The sequence below is a fragment of the Candidatus Methylacidiphilales bacterium genome, assembly GCA_030054035.1.
In the GTDB taxonomy this organism is placed as follows: domain Bacteria; phylum Pseudomonadota; class Gammaproteobacteria; order JASGCS01; family JASGCS01; genus JASGCS01.
The window spans coordinates 79,290-81,703 of the sequence record JASGCS010000007.1; the positions used below are offsets into that span (position 1 = coordinate 79,290).

Genomic DNA, 2,414 nt, shown 5'->3' on the forward strand with positions numbered 1-2,414 from the left:
GTCTTTAACTCCACTTGCCAAACCTCAGCCGTCGCAGGCGCATCAGGATTTAACACCTCTTGGTGTGCTCTCTCTTCAAGCGCATCTCAACCCATTACGACTCTGGTAGCTAATTCAGCTTTTGGATATTCTGTCGCCCTCAATTCCACCTATGCGCTCATCGGTGCACCAGGTGTTGCTACCACCCGAGGTGATGCCTTTTTGTATACAGTAGATGGTACTAATACTTTTAATCGAAATTGTTTGACCGCAGCTAATACTGGAGTTGCTGGGTTTAACTCACCATGGTGCAAACTTTCTTTAAGCACCACACAGCCCATTACTTCACTTGCAAGTGGATCTTATTTTGGACATTCTGTCGCCCTCAGTTCCGCCTATGCCCTCATTGGCTCCCCTGGTGCATCCAATACTCGTGGCGAAGTGTTTTTGTTTAATTTAAATAGCCCTCCTAGTTTTACTTCAGGCTCTTGTTTATCGTATGGATCAGTCAATACACTCACTAACTGGTGTAGTTTTTCACCAAAGATAACTTCTAATGGTGCAACTCTTAATTTATATCAAAGGACTTACTTCGGTGTCACTACGGCTATTAGTGATAGCTACGCATTGATTAGCGCTCCTTACTATGGTTTGCGCGGAGAAGTTTATTTGATTAGCCTTGATCGGATCAATGGTAAAACAGTGATTACTCCTACACAAATAAACGACATGCTTAACCTAGGCAATTTTATGATTCAGGCCGATGTTTCAATCATTGTTCGTTCAAATGTAAATACCACTAAAAATGTACTACAGCTCAAAGCGCCAGATATTATGCTTGAAAGTGGTATTACTATGTCGCTCTATTCACTTAGCATTGAACAACCCACATTACAGCCATCAATCCTAAGCTATGTTTCTTCTAATCGGATAGCTGTGATGAATCAATTGAATCTAACCCAAACCCATGGTTCTATTACATTAACTAGTAGCTATACATTTACTGCACCTTCAGTAAATATTTACGCAACTGCAACTGGGCACAACAATGGCGATATTAGACTACAATCATACTCCATCAGTGCGCAAAGACTTGGTTTATTTGCATCTGACAGTATTACTTCCAGTAGCGGAGTGATTACTAGTATTACTAGTAGTTCGCTTACCCTGGTTGCGGGTAATGAAATTGGTCATACTACTGCGATTTCTATTTCCAGTTCAACTGATTGGACTGCAAATACACTCATGCTGTCTGCGGGCCCAACTGGCCATATCTTGTTAGAATCAAACCGAGCTGGGCTTATCAATGCTACGATTGATCCTTCATATTCGAGCGTAATATCCCTTAAACAAACGGTTGGAAGTATTTCGCTTAATGCAAATTTAAATTACCCTTTAGCTACAGTGAGTTTGTTTACTTCTGACCCCAGCCAAGGCAATATTAATCTTGCAAATTACTCCATTCATACCAAGAACCTTAGTTTGATTGCCTCTGGCAATATTACTACCACAACGGGAGTGATCACGGCCAGTAACATTAATCTATATGCATATGGTCTTATCGGTATAGGCACTGAGCTTAATCCAATCACAATTACCAACACAACTGATTGGACTTTCAACACTCTAACTGCATCAACTACGAATTCAAATAGGAATTCTAATGCCTCTATTTATTTAAAATCAAACCGAGATGGGCTTATCGACGCCACTATTGGTATCTCAACTGGTACTGTATCTTTAGAACAAACTACAGGATCTATTGTGCTTAATCAAAATTTATCATTTCCATTAGCAAAATTAATTCTGAAAACTACTGAGGCAAATGGGGCCATTCTTTTTGGCAGAGTTTATGGTACCGCGTTAAGTCTTTCAGCCGCTAGTATAACTTTATCTAGCGGTGGTATTTATGTGCAGGGTTTTCCTACTGCAGGTAATTTTCATCTGAGAGCAGGCTCACTTACCTTGGTGACTACTGAAGAGGGTATTGGAGGGATAAACACAAAAGTAGTAATCTCAAGTGCCAATGGTGAAGAACCTGATTTTTCCACACTTAAAATACAGGTGCCTAGTGGTAAAACCGCCTATCTCGTTCGGCTAGGGAGTGATTTAGCCAAGGTAAATAGCGCTGCAGATAAAATTAAAACAAGCGCTATTCCAGGGAGCATCATTAATTTTTACAATTCTAAGGATTCAACCACACCAATTCTAATTGTTAGCAAAACCTCGGCTCTAAAAAAGAAAGCAGATTCCTATCAAGGACCTTTATCACAAATACTTTATTCTCTGTTTAGTTCAATCGGGTTAGATTGTGCTAAAGATGATCTCCTAGCTACTATCTCAATTAAACTAGTTTGTTCGCTAGGATTGTAGTGGCTCACTAGGATTGTAGTGGCTCACTAGGATTGTAGTGGCTCACTAGGATTGTAGTGGCT

The 2,414-nt window shown here is 40.2% G+C and carries 1 protein-coding gene; it reads left to right on the top strand.

The features are described 5' to 3' along the window. On the top strand, positions 1-2,352 hold a 2,352-nt coding region (locus tag QM538_05890; GenBank protein MDI9348018.1), incomplete at its 5' end, for a hypothetical protein. Positions 2,353-2,414: the final 62 nt, after the last annotated feature.